Source organism: Mycolicibacterium monacense (genome assembly GCF_010731575.1).
GTDB classification, from domain to species: domain Bacteria; phylum Actinomycetota; class Actinomycetes; order Mycobacteriales; family Mycobacteriaceae; genus Mycobacterium; species Mycobacterium monacense.
The window spans coordinates 5,824,656-5,841,992 of record NZ_AP022617.1; the positions used below are offsets into that span (position 1 = coordinate 5,824,656).

Sequence of the window (17,337 nt, forward strand, 5' to 3'; positions counted from 1 at the left end):
ACTGGCGGCTCCGATTCTCCGATGTCGTTATTGTCCTGCCAACACTTTAGCGTGCCCGCTCGTCATGTGCTGGCATGCCCTCGTCCGCGGTGACCAGGCTCACCGACCGCCGCCCCGTAGCCGCTCGACGGCGAGCCGTCCGGCGCCCACGTGATCGTTGTCCGGCAGGGAATCGGCGTCGATGATCGCGGTCGCCTCGACGTCTCCGCCGGTGGTCAGCGGGGTGTCCGCGGGCAGGCCGCGTTTGACGAGGGCGAGCGCCACCGGACCGTCGTCGATGTGCTCGACGACGGTGCCCACCCGTCCGACGGTGCGGCCGCCGGCGAGTACCGGGTCACCCGTCGACGGCCGGTCGGTGGTCCCGTCGAGGTGCAGCCGGACCAGCATGCGGGGCGGTTTTCCCAGGTTGTGGACGCGTGCGACCGTCTCTTGGCCGCGGTAGCAGCCCTTGTCGAGGTGAACGGCGCTGCCGATCCAGCCGACCTCATGGGGGATCGTGCGCTCGTCGGTGTCGACACCCAGCCGGGGCTGCAGGGCCGCCACCCGGTGCGCCTCGTAGGCCCACACACCGGCCGGACGGACGCCCGCGGCGGTGAGGCGGTCGCGCCAGTCGGCGACCTGCGCACGGGGGACCAGGAGGTCCAGTTCGAGCCCGTCGGCGGGCAGCCGCCGGATGAACCCGCCGCCGGGCAGGGCCACCGCGGTCGATTCCGCCGGTAGCGAACCCAGCCCGAGCGCGTCGAGTACCGGCGTGTCGGCCAGCGCGGGACCCAATAGGGACAGCACCGCCAGGTCGGCCGGTTCGATCGTCACATCGGCCCAGAACACCATCCTGCGGAGGTAGTTCAGCAGCGGTTCGCCGCGCCAGGGCTCGGTGTCGAGATAGAGGACGCCGTCGAGTTCGGTCTGCCACCAGTGGTCCTCGACGCGGCCCTGACCGTCGAGGCTCAGATTCTGCGTGACGGTGCCGTCGGGCTGGTCACTGATGTGCTGGCTGGAGATCGTGTGCAGCCAGGACCGGCGTTCGGCGCCCGACAGGGCGAGGGTGGCGCGGTGCGAGCGGTCGACGACCACGGCGCCGTCGGCGGCGGCGCGCTGTTCGCCGAGCGGGTCGCCGTAGTGCCACACCGCCCCGACGTCCGGTCCTTCGGGGACGGGAACTGCTGACATGGCTCAACTCTACGGGTCTACGCTGATGGCCCATGGCGAGCGGACCCGGTGTGGTCGTCACCCTCGACGGTGCCTTTCACGACCCGCAGACACCCCTGTTGCATGCCGACGATCTGGCCGCCGTCCGTGGCGACGGCATCTTCGAGACACTGCTGGTCCGCGACGGTCGTCCCTGCCTCCTGGAGGCGCACCTCGGGAGGCTCACCCACTCGGCACGGCTGATGGAGTTGCCCGCCCCGGATCCGGCCCGGTGGCGTTCGGCGGTCACCGCCGCGGTGCATCGCTGGACGGCGGACGGTGGCGGCGAAGGGGTGCTGCGCCTGGTATACAGCCGTGGCCGCGAAAGCGGAGGAGCGCCAACCGCATTCGTCACGATCGGCGCCCTGCCGACGCGGGTGGCGGCCGCCCGCCGGGACGGGGTGGCGGCGTTGACGTTGGCGCGTGGGCTGCCGACCGAGGCCGCCGAGCTGCAGTGGTTGCTCGCGGGGGCCAAGACACTGTCGTACGCGGTGAACATGGCGGCGCTGCGGCATGCCGAGAAGCACGGCGCAGGCGACGTCATCTTCGTCAGCTCCGACGGCCACATCCTCGAGGGGCCGCGGTCGACGGTCGTGATCGCCACCGAGATGGAGGGCGGCGGGTTGGGGTTGCTCACCCCCCCGCCGTGGTATCCGATCCTTCGGGGCACCACCCAGCAGGCGTTGTTCGAGGTCGCGCGCAACAAGGGTTACGACTGCGACTACCGGGCGCTGCGCCCTGCGGATCTGGTTGCGGCACAAGGTGTCTGGCTGATCTCCAGTATCACCCTTGCGGCCCGTGTGCACACGCTGGACGGGGTGCCGCTGCGGCCGACGCCCTTGGCGGCCGAGGTGTCTGCGCTGGTCGACGCGGCCATCGTCAGCGATCGCTGACGGCGAATCGAAAATCCCTTGTCGGTGTCCGCGAGCGCGGGTACGGTCGCTCGTACACAGGGAAGGAGGTGGTCCGACAAATTGAGTGACTTATGGACATGTGAGGTGGCTGCCCGCTAGCAGCACCGGGGAAGTCGAGCACCGACCTGTCGTGCGCTGGCGAATTCCCCGCAGTCACCCGGCCCCCGAGCCCCTCGGTCCGTCCAACCAGGAACCAACGGCTCGGGGGTCGCCCATATCCGGGGTCGGTTCCGCGCTTCTCAGCCCGGTCCCGGCGCCAGCGAGGCGCAGGACTTCAACGCCTGATCCCACGCCGCACGGTCGACACCCGCGGGCGGGCCCGTGTTCGGACCCGGCGCGGCGGGCACGCCGTGTTCGTTGAGGCATTCCGCGTACGAACCGTGCGCGCTCGGGCTCGACGACGGGGGACCAGATTCGGACGGCGACTCCTGCGATGCGCACGCCGCCACCAGCCCCGCGGCAGCCAGAGCCGCCGTGATCTTCCGCCAGCCCACTATCCGACGTACCTCGCCAACCGTGCCGACAAGTGAGGGACCAGTCCGCCGTCGGCGTCCACCCGCTCCTCGACGTAGGCCAGATCGCCGCCTTCGACGATTCCGTACAGCCGCTTCGCCCCGCCGACCAACATCCCCGACTTGCTGCGGGCCAGTGCATCGGTGACCAGTTCCCACGACGACTGGTTGCGCGGATGGCCGTAGAACAACTCGATGTAGCCGGCCGAATGGGCGAGCAGCAGTTCGATCGCCTGCGATTCCGAGGGGTCGGCAGGATCGCTGACGAAGCGCCAGAACCCCGTCTCCCGCAATCCCACTCGGTCGTATTCGCCGGACTCGGTCAACCGCCAGGACCGGGCTTCCCAGTTCAGGTAGTCGCCGCCGTCGTGCGAGACGACGATCTGCTGACCGAACCGGTAGTCGCCGTGGGGCCCACGGCCTTCACCTTCACCGCGCCACACACCGACCAGCGGCAGCAGCGCCAGCAGTGCGTCGTTGAAATCGACCCCTTTGCGCAGGTTCGCGGTGTCCGCGGGCAGCGGGAGATCGTCGAAGACCGGGATGTTGCGCGATGCAGTGACTTTGGCCCGTTCGGCGGCGTCCGCCACCGCGCGGTCGCCGGAGGTCGAGAAGATGGAACCGGCGGCGTCTTCAGGTTCTTGCGGTGCGGTCACGACTCATCGGTGATGAGGCGGTACAGCGCGTACAGCGCGAACCACGTGATCACCAAGGTGCACACCACGAGCAGGATTTCGTAGAACAGGACCACGCGCCCAGTCTAACCGCCGGAGGAACTCGGTTCGCGTCCGGCCGGTCAGCCGATCTTGTACTCGAACTGGGGGCAGAACGCGCCGGTCGCGGCCCCGATGAACACACCGGCCTGGTAGTCGGTCCAGTCCGTGACGCTGAGCAGATCGGCGACCTCATCGGCGAACGTGGCGCCGTTGCTCCAATCGGAGCACACGGCGTGGCCGGTGTCGATGACGGCCGGGGTGTCCGCCGCCTCCCACACGATGCCCTCGTCGCGAATGATGGTGAGGAAGTCCTCCTCGGGCCCGGCGGCGGCGACGGGTGCGGTTGCCAGCGCCACGGCGCCGATGGCGGAAGCGGCCGCGCACACGAGCGTCAGGTTCATGGTCAGTCCTGTTCAACGGGTCGAAATCCTGTGACGGCACAAGATCTGCCCACATCGTGACTGACCGCAGTGCGATTTGCAGCGAATTCACAGAAATATGCGAGTCCGTCAGCGCGCACGCCGGGGCGAGAACGCCCCGGCGCGGCGAACAAGCAGTCCGTCAGGCGGGACTGGATGCCAGACTCTTCGTCGGCTCGTCCCTCGCCGCCTTCGTCGTCAGGCGACCTTGACGTCGACCTCGTGGATACCCGCGCCCGACGGGGCGACGGTGGCGTCGCCGTTGCCGACCTTCGACAGCGCGCGCAGCGTCCAGGTGCCCGGCGCGGCGAAGAACCGGAAGTCACCGGTGGCCGACGCGACGACCTCGGCGGTGAATTCGTCGGAGGCGTCCAGCAGGCGCACGAACGCGCCCCCGACGGCCTGGCCGGAGCCGTCCACCACACGTCCGGTGATGACGGTTTCCTTCTCCAGGTCGACGCTGGCGGGCAGTGTCAGGCCTTGCTTAGGAGGAGCGCACATATATCTAACTTCCCAACTCGATCGGGGCCCCCACAAGGGAGCCGTATTCCGTCCAACTGCCGTCGTAGTTCTTGACGTTCTTGTGTCCCAACAGTTCCTGCAGCACGAACCAGGTGTGCGACGAGCGCTCACCGATGCGGCAGTAGGCGATGGTTTCCTTCTCACCGTCCAGGCCGGCGTCGGCGTAGATCTTGGTCAGATCCTCGTCCGACTTGAAGGTGCCGTCCTCGTTGGCGGCCTTGCTCCACGGCACGTTGATGGCGGTGGGAATGTGGCCGGCACGCTGGCTCTGCTCCTGCGGCAGGTGCGCGGGAGCGAGGATCTTGCCGGAGAACTCGTCGGGGGAGCGCACGTCGACCAGGTTCTTCTGCCCGATCGCGGCGATCACCTCGTCGCGGAAGGCCCGGATGCTGGTGTCGGGCTGCTTGGCGGTGTAGCTGGTCGCGGGTCGGTTCGCCGGCTCGCTGGACAGCGGACGCCCGTCGAGCTCCCACTTCTTGCGACCGCCGTCGAGCAGCTTGACGTTCTCGTGGCCGTAGAGCTTGAAGTACCAGTAGGCATAGGCGGCGAACCAGTTGTTGTTACCGCCGTAGAGGATCACGGTGTCGTCGTTGGCGATGCCCTTCTCCGACAGCAGTTTCGAGAACTGCTGCTGGTCGACGAAGTCGCGCTTGACCTGATCCTGCAGTTCGGTCTTCCAGTCGAGTCGTACGGCGCCGGGGATGTGGCCGGTGTCGTACGCCGAGGTGTCCTCGTCGACCTCGACGAACACGGTGTTCGGCGCGTCGAGATTGCTCTCGGCCCAGTCGGTGGTGACCAGGACGTCGGAGCGAGCCATCGATGATCCTTTCGTTGCTTACTGCGAAGTCATGCGGGGGTGGGAACCCGGCGGAGCCGGGCTGCGAGCGGGTAGAGCTTGCAGCCCAGGCAGATGCCGAAGGCCGCGTTGAGGAACGCCGCGAACAGTGCGAACGCGGTGGCGATGAGACCGACCGCGGACCATTCCGCGGCGAATCCGATGGTGCCGACGGCGGCGAAGACGAAGCCGACGAGCTGGGCGAACTTCAAGGGGCCCGCCGGTTCGCGGTCGGTGACCGGCCCGAGTCGGGGCGCGATCACCCGCCCGAACACGATGCCGTAGGGGTGCCGGCGGGGACCGCGTCGTGCGCCGATCGCGAAGACGACGGTCTGCGCGCCGAGCAGGACCGCCGCCGCGAGCGGACTCACCGCGGAGAGCACCAGCGTCGCGACCAGCACGCCGGTGGTCACCCAGGCGGCGAACCGGGGACCGCGGACGTCGACCCGGGGGTCCGACGCGGTGTCTGTCGACGTGGACATGTGGTCATACTCCTGTTGCGTTGGATGTCTGGTTGTGGACAGGCCAGAGCCGCTAGCTCGAGCGAACGCGACCGTGGCCGCGCGACGACGCTCAGCTACAACAACAACAGCAACAACCCGCGGTGCGGCACAGATCGACTGCGCGGCGCTTGGTGAGCATCAGCTCGAGGCGGGCGAACACGCGGCCAGCTTACCCAATGACAGGGTGATCAGGCCAACAGCGGTTCCAGCACCGACCGCAGGTCAGCGACCTTCGGCACGCCCGACGTGCGGTAGCGGGGACGGCCGTGCGCGTCGAAGATGATGGTCGTCGGCAGCGACAGCACCGAAAGCCGCCTGGCCGCTTCCGGATTCGCGTCGATGTCGATCTCCGCATGCGCGACCTCGGGCAGCTCGCGGCACACCTGGTCGACCACCCGGCGCACGGCGTCGCAGGGTCCGCACCAGTCGGCGCTGAAGTGCAGGACGGTGGGCCCCGTGTCGGACAACCCGAGCCCGGAGGTGTCGATGTTCGCCGCGGCGGCTTCGGCCTTGATCAGGCCGGCCCGCAGCGTGACCAGCCGGCCCACCACGAACGCGACGCCGAACACCGCGATCAGTACCGCGATCACGACGATCCACGACGAGCTCATGACTGCCTGAACCCGTCGAGCGTGATGGTCATGTCGTCGGCGATACCTTCGATGATGACATCCGAGCCGCGCGCACCCTGCGCAGTCGGAGCGATGGCGAACGGAAGTTTCTGGCCCGGCATGCTGGCACTGAACGCGTCGAGCACCGCGGCGGTCTTGTCCTCGGGCACCGCCTGCTCGGCCGTGCCTGCGCCGGTCAGCACGTCGGTGGCCGTCATCACCAGCGTCGTCTGGTCGGGGCCACTGACCGAGAGGTCGACGGCCACCGACACCCGCTCGTCGAATCCGGCCGCCTCCGGGGTGCCGGTGAACACCACACCCTTGTTGCTGGAGATCCCGGATTCGGTGGTGCCGCCCGTCGCGTCGTTGGTCTCCCCGGTGGGCGCTTCGACGAGCAGGTCGGGGATGCCGATGAAGCGGCCGACGTGTGTGGAGTTGATGATGATGCGGCTCTCCACCTTGCCGACGGCCATCGGCGCGTCCGGGCGGACCAGCCACGACGTCTCGGAGAGGTCGACGTCGTGCAGGGTCGCCTCGAGTGAGGCCTTACCCACCACGGGGTGATCAACGCCACTGGCGCGAATTTCCATCTCGCCGAATTCGTGATCCATCGCCTGGGTGACGAACGGGAAACCGATGATCCCCACCCACGGGTCCGAATCCAGGTTCGCGACGTCCCGCAACGTCCGTGACCAGCGGTATTCGGCGTAGATGGCGGTGCCGAAGTCGGCGCCGACCGCGCCGACGACCACCGCGGTCACCGTCGCGACGAGCCCGATCAGCAGCTTGCGCATCGCCACATTCTGGCTTACCCGACTGCGGTGAGCGGACTTGGCGCGGCTGATTCGGTGTGGGCGCGCTATCGTTACTTAGCCAACGGTCGGTAACGGCCGTGTGTCAGGCACAAATCTGGGAGATCACCGCAGACATCGACGTCGGGCGACGCCCCCGGACTGCTGGAGGGCCTGTGGATCTACTGCTGTTGACCGTCGACCCGCACCCCGAGTCGGTTCTGCCGTCATTGTCGCTGCTCGCGCACAACGTGCGGGCCGCCCCGACCGAGGTCTCGTCCCTGCTGGAGGCCGGCACCGCCGACGTCGCGATCGTCGACGCCCGCACCGACCTGGCCGCCGCGCGTGGCCTGTGCCGCCTGCTCGGCACGACGGGGACGTCGGTGCCCGTGGTGGCGGTGGTCACCGAGGGCGGCCTGGTGGCCGTCAACCACGAGTGGGGCCTCGACGAGATCCTGCTGCCCGGGACGGGGCCCGCCGAGATCGACGCGCGCCTACGACTGCTGGTCGGGCGTCGCGGCGGCGTCGCGAATCAGGAGAACGCCGGCAAGATCAGCCTCGGTGAGCTGGTGATCGACGAGGGCACCTACACGGCCCGGCTGCGGGGCCGCCCGCTGGACCTGACCTACAAGGAATTCGAACTGCTGAAGTACCTCGCCCAGCACGCCGGCCGGGTGTTCACCCGCGCCCAGCTACTGCAGGAGGTGTGGGGTTACGACTTCTTCGGCGGCACCCGCACCGTCGACGTGCACGTGCGACGGCTGCGCGCCAAACTCGGCCCCGAATACGAATCGCTGATCGGCACCGTGCGCAACGTGGGCTACAAGGCGGTACGGCCCGCCCGGGGCCGCCCGCCCGCGCCGGAGGCCGAACTCTCCGACGACGAGGACGACTACGAGACGCCCGACAGCGTGCCGCCGTCGCTGGCGGACCCGTTGCGCGCACCGTGACGTCGATCGACTGGCGGAGCGCACTCACCGACGACGAACAGGGCAGCATCCGCGACGTCGTCGCCGCCGCGACGCGCCACGATGGGGTCGCCCCCGTGGGTGACCAGGTGCTGCGGGAACTTCCCGCCAACCGGACCCGACACCTGCTGGCCGTCGACCCCGACGCCGGAGCGGTCGTCGGCTACCTCAACCTCGCGCCCGCCTCCGACACCGCACCGCCGATGGCCGAACTGGTGGTGCACCCCGATTTCCGGCGGCGCGGCACTGGGGCGGCCATGGCCCGTGCCGGGCTCGCCGAAGGCGGCACGCAGGCGCGGATCTGGGCGCACGGCAACCTCGAGGCCGCCCGGGCGACCGCGCGGACACTCGGTCTGCAGGTGGTGCGTGAACTGCTGCAGATGCGTCGGCCGCTCACCGATCTGCCGCCGGTGACGGTGGCCGACGGTGTTCGGCTGGCCACCTATTCCGGACCGGGTGACGACCCAGAGTTGTTGCGGGTCAACAACTCCGCCTTCGCCTGGCATCCGGAGCAGGGCGGCTGGACCGACGCCGACATCGCCGAACGGCGCGCCGAGGCGTGGTTCGACCCGGCGGGGTTGTTCATGGCGTTCGACGATGCATCGGGGAAACTCCTCGGCTTCCATTGGACGAAGGTCCACGGGCCCGACCTCGGTGAGGTCTATGTCGTCGGCGTCGACCCGGCGGCCCAGGGTCGAGGTCTGGGCGCCACCCTCACGCTGACCGGACTGCACCATCTCGCCGAACGGCTGTCGAACTCCCCGCAGCCGACGGTGATGCTCTACGTCGAAGCCGACAACGGCGCAGCGGTGAAAACCTATCGGCGACTGGGATTCGACGTGTCCTCGGTCGACGCCGCGTACGCCGCCGTCGCCGACTGACAAGCCCCCGGTTTGCCTTCTGCATTGATCAACGTCAATATCGATGTATGTCGAATTCGACGCCCATGGAATCGGCGGACCGCTGTGATGTCGCCCCGCTGCTGCGCGAGCCACTGACCCCGGATGCCGCCGCGCAGATGGCGTCGACGCTCAAGGCGCTCGCCGACCCCGTCCGCCTGCGCCTGTTCAGCGCCATCGCCAGCCGCGCCGGTGGCGAGGCCTGCGTATGCGACGTCTCCGACGGCATCGACGTCAAGCAGCCGACCATCTCGCACCACCTGAAGGTTCTGCGCGACGCCGGCCTGCTGACCTCCCAGCGCCGCGCGTCCTGGGTGTACTACGCCGTGGCCCCTGAGGCGCTGCGCAGTCTTGCGATGCTGTTCGCGATCGATACCCTCGACGCGACAGCAGGGGCGAACGCATGACTCGGCCGGTCGCGTCCACCGAGACGCCTCAGGTCGTCGCCAAACTCTCGACGCTGGACCGGTTGCTGCCACTGTGGATCGGCATCGCGATGGCCGCGGGGCTGCTCCTCGGCCGCTGGGTCCCCGGCCTGAACACCGTGGTGGAAAGCATTGCCGTCGACGGCGTTTCGCTACCCATTGCACTCGGGCTGCTGATCATGATGTACCCGGTGCTGGCCAAGGTCCGCTACGACAGGCTCGACACCGTCACCGGTGACCGCAAACTCCTCGTGAGCTCGCTGCTCCTGAACTGGGTGCTCGGACCCGCGCTCATGTTCACGCTCGCCTGGCTCCTGCTGCCCGACCTGCCGGAGTACCGAACCGGGCTGATCATCGTCGGGCTCGCCCGGTGTATCGCCATGGTGATCATCTGGAACGACCTCGCCTGCGGGGACCGCGAAGCCGCGGCGGTGCTGGTCGCGCTGAACTCCATCTTCCAGGTCGTGATGTTCGCGGTGCTCGGATGGTTCTACCTGTCGGTGCTGCCGGGCTGGATCGGGTTGGAGCAGACCACCATCGCCACGTCCCCGTGGGACATCGCCAAGTCCGTGCTGATCTTCCTCGGGATTCCACTGCTGGCCGGATACCTGTCCCGGCGATTCGGTGAGAAGGCCAGGGGCCGCGACTGGTACGAGTCGAGGTTCCTGCCCACCGTCGGGCCGTGGGCGCTGTATGGTCTGCTCTTCACCATCGTCATTCTCTTTGCGCTGCAAGGGGATCAGATCACCAACCGGCCACTCGACGTGGTGCGGATCGCGCTACCCCTGCTGGCGTACTTCGCGATCATGTGGGGCGGCGGATACCTGCTGGGCGCGCTCCTCGGGCTGGGATACGAACGCACCACCACGCTGGCATTCACCGCCGCGGGCAACAACTTCGAACTCGCCATCGCCGTCGCGATCGCCACCTACGGGGCCACGTCGGGTCAGGCTCTCGCCGGCGTCGTCGGTCCGCTCATCGAGGTGCCCGTCCTGGTCGCCCTGGTGTACGTCTCACTCGCCCTGCGCCGCCGCTTCTCCCGGCCGGTCGGTGTTGTTCGGGTGACCGCGAGGTTCACGCCTCGACGGTGACCCCGAGTTCGGCCAGCAGTCCCCGAACCCGGCGTTCGATGTCGTCGCGGATGGGGCGTACCGCGTCGACTCCCATACCGGCCGGATCGTCGAGCTTCCATTCTTCGTAGCGCCGTCCCGGGAAGACCGGGCACGCGTCACCGCAGCCCATGGAGATCACCACGTCGGCGGCTCGGACGATCTCGTCGGTCCACGGCTTCGGGTATTCGCCGGAGATGTCGACACCACGTTCAGCCATCGCCTCGACCGCGGCCGGATTGATCTCGTCGCCGGGCTCGGAACCCCCTGACCACGCGACCGCGGCGTCGCCGGCGAGGTGGGTGAAGAATCCCAGTGCCATCTGTGAGCGCCCGGCGTTGTGCGTGCAGAGGAACAGCACGACGGGCTTGCCGTCGTGACCCTTGCCTTCGACCTTCGCGAGCGCTCGCAACTGTTGGTGGGCGAACCGCTCGGCGAGCAACGGCAGGAAGTTCGGGACCGACGCGTGACCGGCGAACCGGTGGTAGGCGGAGTGCAGGAAACTCTCGACGGTCTCGGCGTCGAACACGCCGGCGAACTCCTCCTCGAGTCGGGTGCCCGCGACTCGGAGGGCCAACTTCTGGTCGAGGGACGGGTTGGGTCGCATGTGGTCGGACATCGGGCTCATTCCTGTCGGATCGGTGTCAGGGCGGCGGTCAGGAAGTGCTGGACGCGGTCAGTCAGTTCCCGCAGCGCGGTGTCGAAGGCATCCCGCTGCGGCGAGCGTGCGGGGTCGGCGACCGACCAGTGGATGCGGTCGAGTTCGGGTGGCAGTTCCTCATGGGCGTTGTCGCACACCGCGATCAGCAGGTCTCCGTCGGCGAGGACGTCGTCGAGACGCCGGGGCGTCTGCGGTTCGATGGGCACCCGGTGGCGACGGGCAGCGGCCAGCGCGCCGGGATGGATCGAGTCGGCGGGGTGTGTTCCGGCCGATGCCGCCGGGATCCGGCTGCGCCCGTTCCAGATCGCGGCCGCCATCTGGCTGCGCGCCGAATTCCGAGTGCAGACGAACACCACCCGGTCGGCCGTCCGCGTGGTGGCCGGAACCATCGCCGCCAGGGCGTCGTGGTCGAGCTTGAGGTACGTCCGGCGTCGGTCGGCTTCCGACTTGACGCGCCTAATGAGTCCGGCGCCCTCGAGCGCCTTGAGGTGATGTGCCAACAGGTTCGACGGCATGTCCAGCGCTACCTGCAGTTCCGACGGCGAGGCATCCCCGAGTCGAAGGCGGTCGACGATGGTCAGCCGGCCGGGATCCGCGAGGGCGGCGTGGACGGCAGCGCGCCGCCGGACGGCATCCTGCTCAATTACCATTGACTCAATATTCACTGAGGTATGTGCTCGACGTCAACCGCGAAAATCCGTCGGAGTCAAAGCGCAGACGCGGTTCATTTTCCGTTCACCATCCGTAGGGAGTGCATTCATGGCGTCCCCATAGGTTCACAACCGAGCGGCGATGGGTCTGCTTGACGCGGCGTGTGTGACCGAACGCTGGTACGCCGCCGGCGTCTACCCGTGATGTCTAGAAGGAGCTTCGTGAAGGCGAAACGATCTGGTGCTGCGTTCGGCCTGCTGGCCGCCGGCGCCCTGCTGCTGTCGGGCTGTGGCAGCGACAACAACACCTCGTCGGGGTCGGGCTCGGGCTCGGGTGAATCGGGTTCTGCGGCCGCCGGTGACTGCGGTGGCAAGGAAGCGCTCAAGGCGAGCGGTTCGTCGGCGCAGGCCAATGCGATGACGCGTTTCATCAACGCCTACGAGAAGGACTGCCCCGGCTTCACCCTGAACTACACCTCCAGCGGTTCGGGCGCGGGCGTGTCCGAATTCCTCGGCGGCCAAACGGACTTCGGCGGCTCCGACTCCCCGCTGAGCGCCGACAAGGGCGAGTACGACAAGGCCAAGGAGCGCTGCGGCGGTAGCGACGCATGGAACCTGCCCGCGGTGTTCGGCCCGATCGCCATCACCTACAACCTCGAAGGCGTCGACGGCGTGGTCCTCGACGGCCCGACCCTCGGCAAGATCTTCAACGGCACCGTCAAGACCTGGGACGCCCCCGAGATCGCGGCGCTGAACCAGGGTGTCACCCTGCCTGCGCAGCCGATCAACGTCATCTTCCGCAGCGACGAATCGGGCACCACCGACAACTTCCAGAAGTACCTGGACGCGGCGTCGGACGGTGCATGGGGCAAGGGCGCGGGCAAGTCGTTCGCCGGCGGCGTCGGCGAGGGCGCCAAGGGCAACGAGGGCACCTCGGCGGCCATCGCGAGCACCCCCGGTTCCATCACCTACAACGAGTGGTCGTTCGCCAAGGCGCAGAACCTGTCGATCGCCAAGATCATCACCGCGGCGGGACCGGAGCCGGTCGAGCTGAACACCGAGACCGCGGGCAAGGCCATCGACGGCGTGAAGTTCAAGGGTGAGGGCAACGACCTCGTCCTCGACACCGCGTCGTTCTACATGCCGTCGGAGCCGGGTTCGTACCCGATCATGCTCGCCGCGTACGAGATCGTGTGCTCGCAGTACCCCGATCCCGAGGTCGCCACCGCGGTCAAGGCGTTCATGCACTCCGCGCTCGGCAACGGCCAACAGGGTCTGGAGGACAACGGGTACATCCCGGTTCCCGAGGCGTTCAAGACCCGGCTGACCGAGGCCGTCGACGCCATCAACGCCACCGCCTGAGTAGTCACCCACTGATGGCTGTCACACCAGATTCGACCGCTGTGGGCTCGTCGGCGCAATCGACGAGCCCACAGGGCGTCGGGAATACTCCTGGAAGAGACACCAAATCCGGGAAGGGGTCGGCGTTGAAACAGGGCGACGGACGTTGGGGCGACAAGGTCTTCAAGTCCATCGCCGTCGCCGCGGGCGCCACCATCATCGGCGCGATCGCCCTCATGGCGCTCTTCCTGATCGTCAAGGCGATCCCGTCGCTGCAGGCCAACCAGGCCAACTTCCTCTTCAGCACGGAATTCCTCACCAGCGACTCGGACAACCTGCGCTTCGGCATCCGTGACCTGTTCATGGTCACAGTGCTCAGCTCGGTGTTCGCTCTGGTGATCGCCGTGCCCATCGCGATCGGCATCGCGGCGTTCCTGACGAACTATGCACCGAAGCGGTTGGCGCGGCCGTTCGGCATGCTGGTCGATCTGCTGGCGGCGGTGCCGTCCATCGTTTTCGGTCTGTGGGGCATTTTCGTCCTGGCTCCGTGGCTCACCCCGGTGGCGACATTCCTCAACGACAAGCTCGGCTGGTTCTTCCTGTTCTCGGAGGGCAACGTCTCGCTCGCCGGCGGAGGAACGATCTTCACGGCGGGCATCGTTCTCGCCGTCATGATTCTGCCGATCATCACGTCGGTCACCCGCGAGGTCTTCGCGCTCACCCCCCGTGGTCATGTGGAGGCCGCGCAGGCTCTGGGCGCCACCAAGTGGGAAGTCGTCCGCATGACGGTCTTCCCCTACGGGCGCAGCGGCATGATCGCGGCGTCGATGCTGGGCCTGGGCCGAGCACTCGGTGAGACGATCGCAATCCTGATCATCCTGCGCACTGCCGCGCAGGCCGGCCACTGGTCGCTCTTCGACGGTGGCTACACGTTCGCGTCAAAGATCGCCTCTGCAGCAGCGGAATTCAGCGCGCCGCTACCGACAGGCGCATACATCGCCGCCGGCTTCGTGCTGTTCGCGCTGACCTTCGTGGTCAACGCGCTGGCCCGGGCAGCGGCAGGCGGAAGGGTCAGCGGAGGATGACGGCCACACTCGACCAGCCGGTGAAGGTCCCGACCTTCCACCCGGTCAGCACCAGCCGCAAGCTCAAGAACGGCATTGCGACAACGTTGTTCACGGCGTCGTTCGTCATCGCGATGATCCCGCTGGTGTGGCTGCTGTACACCGTTGTCGCAAAAGGTGTCCGGGCGATCGTCTCGTCCACCTGGTGGTCGCATTCGCTCGCCGGCGTACTCCCGGAGGAATTCGCCGGCGGGGTTTATCACGCGATCTACGGCACGCTTATCCAGGCCCTCATCGCCGCCGCGCTGTCCGTTCCGCTGGGTGTCATGGCCGCGGTCTACCTGGTGGAGTACGGGCGGGGCAAGTTCGCCAAGGTGACGACCTTCATGGTCGACATCCTCGCCGGTGTGCCCTCAATCGTGGCCGCGCTTTTCATCTTCGCATTGTGGATCGCCACGATGGGCTTCGAGCAGAGCGCCTTTGCCGTGTCACTGGCCCTGGTGTTGTTGATGTTGCCCGTCGTGGTGCGCAATACCGAGGAGATGCTCAAGCTCGTACCCGACGAACTGCGGGAAGCGTCCTATGCGTTGGGGATTCCGAAGTGGAAGACCATCATGCGGGTCGTCGTGCCCACAGCACTCCCCGGGATGATCAGCGGCATCCTGCTTGCGCTGGCCCGGGTCATGGGTGAGACGGCTCCGGTCCTCGTGCTCGTCGGTTACAGCCGCTCGATCAACTTCGACGCGTTCGAAGGCAACATGGCATCGCTGCCACTGCTCATCTACACCGAACTCGTCAACCCGGAATCGGCCGGCGCACTGCGGGTCTGGGGCGCCGCGCTGACCCTGATCTTGATCATCGCGGCGTTGTACCTCGGTGCTGCATTCATCAACCGATACCTGACGCGGAACAGAGTTTAGGAGCCTCATGGCCAAGCGGCTGGATCTCAAGGATCTCAACATCTATTACGGCAGCTTCCACGCCGTCGCCGATGTCGGGCTCGCGGTACTGCCGCGCAGCGTCACCGCCTTCATCGGTCCCTCCGGTTGCGGCAAGTCGACAGTGCTGCGCACGCTCAACCGCATGCACGAGGTCATCCCCGGCGCGCGCGTCGAAGGCTCGGTGCTGCTCGACGGCGAGGACATCTACGGCCCGGGCATCGACCCGGTGAGTGTGCGCAAGACCATCGGGATGGTCTTCCAGCGCCCGAATCCCTTCCCCACCATGTCGATTCGCGACAACGTGGTCGCCGGTCTCAAGTTGCAGGGTGTGCGCAACAGGAAGACCCTCGACGAGGTCGCCGAGCAATCCCTCAAAGGCGCCAACCTGTGGAAAGAGGTCAAGGACCGCCTCGACCAGCCCGGTGGCGGCCTGTCGGGTGGTCAGCAGCAGCGTCTGTGCATCGCCCGTGCCATCGCGGTTCAGCCGGATGTGCTGCTGATGGACGAACCCTGCTCGGCGCTCGACCCGATCTCCACGCTCGCGATCGAGGATCTCATCGACGAGCTCAAGCAGGACTACACCATCGTCATCGTCACCCACAACATGCAGCAGGCCGCGCGGGTGAGCGACCAGACCGCGTTCTTCAACCTCGAGGCGACCGGTAAGCCCGGCAGGCTCGTCGAGGTCGACGACACGGAGAAGATCTTCTCCAATCCGACGCAGAAGGCCACGGAGGACTACATCTCGGGCCGCTTCGGCTGACGTGTGGGTGGTCGCGGGTGACGCTCGAGGTGAGGCGCACCGACCCGCCGTCCGGCGTGAGTGAGCGCCGGCCGGCCGTGCCGCCGGTGTGGGGGACCCTGATGCTGGTCGACCCGGACGCCGACATCGCCGGGCGGCTGATGAATGGCGCGGCCGCGGTCGGCATCGAGACAACATGGTGCGACGACGGCGTCGAAGCGCTCCTGGCGATCGGGGTGAACCCGCCGGATGTGCTGGTGCTCGCCGCGCGCACCCGCACCGTCGACGCGGCCCGGATCACCGCTGCGGTACGCAGCAGGTGGGACCTACCCATCCTGATCGGCTCGACCACCGCCGATGACGGCACCCGGCAGGCGCTGACCTCGGGGGCGTCGGCGTTGATCGTGCGCCCCTACGACGTCGCCGCGATCGCGCCGTTCGCGCGCAGCGCCGCTCACCGGCCGGAGCCGACAGGTGCCCGGTACGCGGCGGGCCCGATCGAGGTGAACCGGGACGGGTACGAGACCAGGGTGCGGGGGCGCGACGTGCAGTTGACCCAGCGCGAACTCGAATTGCTCGTCTACCTGATCGAACGCCACGGTCGGGTCGCCAGCAGCGACGAGATCAGCCGGGCGGTCTGGGGACATCCCGCCGACACCAACACCGTCGCGGTCCACGTACGCCGGCTCCGGGAGAAACTCGGGCACGATCCCCAACACGGTGAGTTCATCCGCACCATCCGCGGCGCGGGATACCGGCTCGCGCCGTCCATCTACACGTAGGGCGGCCGGCGAGTTCTCCCGCTCGCGCGGGAAGGCGGCTCAGCGTGGTGTCGGGATGACCTCTTCGGTCGGGTACGCACCGGTGACCTGGAAGATGACCCGGCGCGCCACCTCGACGGCATGGTCGGCGAAGCGCTCGTAGAACCGGCTCAGCAGCGTCACGTCGACGGCCGCGGTCACGCCGTGCTTCCACTCCCGGTCCATCAACACGGTGAACAGGTGACGGTGCAGATCGTCCATCGCATCGTCTTCCTCCTGGATGCGGGCCGCCTTCTCGGGGTCGCGGGTCTCCAGCACCTCCTGTGCGGCGTTGCCGAGTTCCACTGCGACGCGGCCCATCTCGGCGAAATAGCCGTTGACCTCTTCGGGCAGCACGTGCTGCGGATGACGGCGGCGGGCGATCTTGGCGACGTGCAGCGCCAACGCGCCCATCCGGTCCACGTCGGCGACGATCTGGATGGAGCTGACCACGGCGCGCAGATCGCCCGCGACGGGCGCCTGCAGCGCCAGCAGGACGAACGCGGCCTCCTCGGCCCGTGCGCTCATCGTGGCGATCTGATCGTGGTCGGAGATCACTTGTTCGGCGAGCACCAGATCGGCTTGCAGCAGTGCCTGGGTCGCGCGTTCCATCGCTCCGCCGGCCAGGCCACACATCTCCCCGAGCTGATCGGTGAGAGCCCCTAGTTGCTCGTGGTACGCGGTCCGCATGTGTCCAGCCTAGAGGTAGGACGGTGCGCCGTCACG

Annotated in this window: 22 protein-coding genes and 1 pseudogene; 10 read left to right on the forward strand and 13 right to left on the reverse strand. The window is 67.8% G+C overall.

Going from position 1 to position 17,337, the window contains the following annotated elements; genetic code table 11:
- Nucleotides 1–99 precede the first annotated feature (99 nt).
- On the reverse strand, nt 100–1,170 hold the full coding sequence (gene ygfZ, locus G6N49_RS27975; protein ID WP_011857055.1) for a CAF17-like 4Fe-4S cluster assembly/insertion protein YgfZ: 1,071 nt from the start codon (nt 1,168–1,170) through the stop codon (nt 100–102).
- Nucleotides 1,171–1,202: 32 nt separating this feature from the next.
- On the opposite strand from ygfZ, the gene G6N49_RS27980 reads away from it, so the two are divergent.
- Entirely contained in the window at nt 1,203–2,081 is an 879-nt protein-coding gene (locus tag G6N49_RS27980; RefSeq protein WP_011857054.1) for an aminodeoxychorismate lyase, read from the forward strand.
- A 260-nt stretch (nt 2,082–2,341) separates the two neighbouring features.
- On the opposite strand, the gene G6N49_RS27985 is transcribed toward G6N49_RS27980, so the two are convergent.
- The 9 genes from G6N49_RS27985 to lmeA all read right to left on the reverse strand — a co-directional run bounded on the left by G6N49_RS27985 (nt 2,342) and on the right by lmeA (nt 7,014).
- On the reverse strand, nt 2,342–2,596 hold the full coding sequence (locus tag G6N49_RS27985) for a hypothetical protein (RefSeq protein ID WP_083044848.1): 255 nt from the start codon (nt 2,594–2,596) through the stop codon (nt 2,342–2,344).
- The gene (locus G6N49_RS27990) at nt 2,596–3,270 is read right to left on the reverse strand and encodes a heme-binding beta-barrel domain-containing protein (RefSeq protein ID WP_011561910.1); all 675 of its coding nucleotides are present in this window, start codon (nt 3,268–3,270) and stop codon (nt 2,596–2,598) included. The genes G6N49_RS27985 and G6N49_RS27990 overlap by 1 nt, the downstream gene beginning before the upstream one ends.
- Nucleotides 3,271–3,410: 140 nt before the next feature.
- Nucleotides 3,411–3,731 carry a DUF732 domain-containing protein gene (locus G6N49_RS27995; protein WP_011561908.1) on the reverse strand — a complete coding sequence of 107 codons (321 nt, stop codon included), beginning with the start codon at nt 3,729–3,731 and terminating at the stop codon, nt 3,411–3,413.
- 216 nt (nt 3,732–3,947) lie between these two features.
- Nucleotides 3,948–4,250: a DUF1416 domain-containing protein gene (locus tag G6N49_RS28000; RefSeq protein ID WP_011561907.1), complete on the reverse strand. Its 303-nt coding sequence runs from the start codon at nt 4,248–4,250 to the stop codon at nt 3,948–3,950.
- Nucleotides 4,251–4,254: 4 nt separating this feature from the next.
- Nucleotides 4,255–5,088, reverse strand: coding sequence for a sulfurtransferase (locus G6N49_RS28005; protein WP_011561906.1), 834 nt, complete (start codon nt 5,086–5,088; stop codon nt 4,255–4,257).
- A gap of 29 nt (nt 5,089–5,117) precedes the next feature.
- Entirely contained in the window at nt 5,118–5,588 is a 471-nt protein-coding gene (locus G6N49_RS28010) for a DUF4395 domain-containing protein (protein WP_011561905.1), read from the reverse strand.
- 91 nt (nt 5,589–5,679) lie between these two features.
- Nucleotides 5,680–5,769: an Ms5788A family Cys-rich leader peptide gene (locus G6N49_RS29900; protein ID WP_353612150.1), complete on the reverse strand. Its 90-nt coding sequence runs from the start codon at nt 5,767–5,769 to the stop codon at nt 5,680–5,682.
- Nucleotides 5,770–5,797: 28 nt separating this feature from the next.
- Nucleotides 5,798–6,220 carry a thioredoxin family protein gene (locus G6N49_RS28015; protein WP_011561904.1) on the reverse strand — a complete coding sequence of 141 codons (423 nt, stop codon included), beginning with the start codon at nt 6,218–6,220 and terminating at the stop codon, nt 5,798–5,800.
- Complete coding sequence (lmeA, locus tag G6N49_RS28020; RefSeq protein ID WP_064871893.1) at nt 6,217–7,014, reverse strand: mannan chain length control protein LmeA; 798 nt, start codon at nt 7,012–7,014, stop codon at nt 6,217–6,219. Before lmeA ends, G6N49_RS28015 begins: the two co-directional genes overlap by 4 nt.
- Before the next feature lie 173 nt (nt 7,015–7,187).
- On the opposite strand from lmeA, the gene G6N49_RS28025 reads away from it, so the two are divergent.
- The 4 genes and pseudogenes from G6N49_RS28025 to arsB all read left to right on the forward strand — a co-directional run.
- Nucleotides 7,188–7,961, forward strand: coding sequence for a winged helix-turn-helix transcriptional regulator (locus G6N49_RS28025; protein ID WP_011561902.1), 774 nt, complete (start codon nt 7,188–7,190; stop codon nt 7,959–7,961).
- Entirely contained in the window at nt 7,958–8,860 is a 903-nt protein-coding gene (mshD, locus tag G6N49_RS28030; RefSeq protein ID WP_083044847.1) for a mycothiol synthase, read from the forward strand. The genes G6N49_RS28025 and mshD overlap by 4 nt, the downstream gene beginning before the upstream one ends.
- Before the next feature lie 47 nt (nt 8,861–8,907).
- Nucleotides 8,908–9,285, forward strand: coding sequence for an ArsR/SmtB family transcription factor (locus G6N49_RS28035; RefSeq protein ID WP_011561900.1), 378 nt, complete (start codon nt 8,908–8,910; stop codon nt 9,283–9,285).
- A pseudogene (gene arsB, locus G6N49_RS28040) lies at nt 9,282–10,349 on the forward strand (ACR3 family arsenite efflux transporter); the annotation flags it as partial. The gene G6N49_RS28035 and the pseudogene arsB, both read left to right, overlap by 4 nt.
- 28 nt (nt 10,350–10,377) lie before the next feature.
- Here arsB and G6N49_RS28045 read toward each other — a convergent pair.
- Nucleotides 10,378–11,031: an arsenate reductase ArsC gene (locus G6N49_RS28045; protein WP_083044845.1), complete on the reverse strand. Its 654-nt coding sequence runs from the start codon at nt 11,029–11,031 to the stop codon at nt 10,378–10,380.
- Between the two features lie 5 nt (nt 11,032–11,036).
- Nucleotides 11,037–11,723: an arsenate reductase/protein-tyrosine-phosphatase family protein gene (locus G6N49_RS28050; protein WP_083044844.1), complete on the reverse strand. Its 687-nt coding sequence runs from the start codon at nt 11,721–11,723 to the stop codon at nt 11,037–11,039.
- Nucleotides 11,724–11,945: 222 nt separating this feature from the next.
- Between G6N49_RS28050 and pstS the strand changes: the two genes are divergently transcribed.
- The 5 genes from pstS to G6N49_RS28075 are packed head-to-tail and all read left to right on the forward strand — an operon-like array spanning nt 11,946 to nt 16,593.
- The gene (gene pstS, locus G6N49_RS28055) at nt 11,946–13,085 is read left to right on the forward strand and encodes a phosphate ABC transporter substrate-binding protein PstS (RefSeq protein ID WP_011561896.1); all 1,140 of its coding nucleotides are present in this window, start codon (nt 11,946–11,948) and stop codon (nt 13,083–13,085) included.
- Between the two features lie 14 nt (nt 13,086–13,099).
- Entirely contained in the window at nt 13,100–14,149 is a 1,050-nt protein-coding gene (gene pstC / locus G6N49_RS28060) for a phosphate ABC transporter permease subunit PstC (protein WP_011561895.1), read from the forward strand.
- Nucleotides 14,146–15,048 (forward strand): phosphate ABC transporter permease PstA, encoded by a 903-nt coding sequence (gene pstA / locus G6N49_RS28065; RefSeq protein WP_011561894.1) that lies wholly within the window; start codon nt 14,146–14,148, stop codon nt 15,046–15,048. The genes pstC and pstA overlap by 4 nt, the downstream gene beginning before the upstream one ends.
- Nucleotides 15,049–15,055: 7 nt before the next feature.
- Nucleotides 15,056–15,832, forward strand: coding sequence for a phosphate ABC transporter ATP-binding protein PstB (gene pstB / locus G6N49_RS28070; protein ID WP_011561893.1), 777 nt, complete (start codon nt 15,056–15,058; stop codon nt 15,830–15,832).
- Between the two features lie 17 nt (nt 15,833–15,849).
- Nucleotides 15,850–16,593 carry a response regulator transcription factor gene (locus tag G6N49_RS28075; RefSeq protein WP_083044843.1) on the forward strand — a complete coding sequence of 248 codons (744 nt, stop codon included), beginning with the start codon at nt 15,850–15,852 and terminating at the stop codon, nt 16,591–16,593.
- Between the two features lie 39 nt (nt 16,594–16,632).
- On the opposite strand, the gene phoU is transcribed toward G6N49_RS28075, so the two are convergent.
- Nucleotides 16,633–17,301 (reverse strand): phosphate signaling complex protein PhoU, encoded by a 669-nt coding sequence (gene phoU / locus G6N49_RS28080; protein ID WP_011561891.1) that lies wholly within the window; start codon nt 17,299–17,301, stop codon nt 16,633–16,635.
- Between the last annotated feature and the right edge of the window lie 36 nt (nt 17,302–17,337).

Coding starts and splice junctions, on each gene's coding strand:
- ygfZ (WP_011857055.1), bottom strand. CDS start 1,170: ATGTCAGCAGTTCCCGTCCCCGAAGGACCGGACGTCGGGGCGGTGTGG.
- G6N49_RS27980 (WP_011857054.1), top strand. CDS start 1,203: ATGGCGAGCGGACCCGGTGTGGTCGTCACCCTCGACGGTGCCTTTCAC.
- G6N49_RS27995 (WP_011561908.1), bottom strand. CDS start 3,731: ATGAACCTGACGCTCGTGTGCGCGGCCGCTTCCGCCATCGGCGCCGTG.
- G6N49_RS28000 (WP_011561907.1), bottom strand. CDS start 4,250: ATGTGCGCTCCTCCTAAGCAAGGCCTGACACTGCCCGCCAGCGTCGAC.
- G6N49_RS28005 (WP_011561906.1), bottom strand. CDS start 5,088: ATGGCTCGCTCCGACGTCCTGGTCACCACCGACTGGGCCGAGAGCAAT.
- G6N49_RS28010 (WP_011561905.1), bottom strand. CDS start 5,588: ATGTCCACGTCGACAGACACCGCGTCGGACCCCCGGGTCGACGTCCGC.
- G6N49_RS28015 (WP_011561904.1), bottom strand. CDS start 6,220: ATGAGCTCGTCGTGGATCGTCGTGATCGCGGTACTGATCGCGGTGTTC.
- lmeA (WP_064871893.1), bottom strand. CDS start 7,014: ATGCGCAAGCTGCTGATCGGGCTCGTCGCGACGGTGACCGCGGTGGTC.
- G6N49_RS28035 (WP_011561900.1), top strand. CDS start 8,908: ATGTCGAATTCGACGCCCATGGAATCGGCGGACCGCTGTGATGTCGCC.
- G6N49_RS28045 (WP_083044845.1), bottom strand. CDS start 11,031: ATGTCCGACCACATGCGACCCAACCCGTCCCTCGACCAGAAGTTGGCC.
- G6N49_RS28050 (WP_083044844.1), bottom strand. CDS start 11,723: ATGGTAATTGAGCAGGATGCCGTCCGGCGGCGCGCTGCCGTCCACGCC.
- pstC (WP_011561895.1), top strand. CDS start 13,100: ATGGCTGTCACACCAGATTCGACCGCTGTGGGCTCGTCGGCGCAATCG.
- pstA (WP_011561894.1), top strand. CDS start 14,146: ATGACGGCCACACTCGACCAGCCGGTGAAGGTCCCGACCTTCCACCCG.
- pstB (WP_011561893.1), top strand. CDS start 15,056: ATGGCCAAGCGGCTGGATCTCAAGGATCTCAACATCTATTACGGCAGC.
- phoU (WP_011561891.1), bottom strand. CDS start 17,301: ATGCGGACCGCGTACCACGAGCAACTAGGGGCTCTCACCGATCAGCTC.